Source organism: Pelomonas sp. KK5 (assembly GCF_001984095.1).
Taxonomy (GTDB): domain Bacteria; phylum Pseudomonadota; class Gammaproteobacteria; order Burkholderiales; family Burkholderiaceae_C; genus KK5.
On record NZ_LYVQ01000612.1, the window covers coordinates 1 to 214 of the forward strand.

Sequence of the window (214 nt, forward strand, 5' to 3'; positions counted from 1 at the left end):
AGCGGAGAGGCCGGACACGGCCAGCGTCGCCGGGGTGATGTCGGCCACCAGGCTGGCCGGCACTTGCAGGGTGTAGTTGCCGGCATCGGCACCGGCCAGGCTGCAGGCCGCTGACCGTCACCGCCTTGCCCGTGCCGACGTTCTTGTCGGCGAAGCTGGCCGCATAGCCGACCGGCACGCTGACGACATCGCCGGCCAGCGGCGTCACCGTCGC

General features: G+C 72.4%; 1 protein-coding gene. It reads right to left on the minus strand.

The features are described from left to right. Nucleotides 1–214, minus strand: a 214-nt coding sequence (locus B0W88_RS34320; protein ID WP_233151933.1) for a YDG domain-containing protein, incomplete at both ends; no start/stop codon positions are given.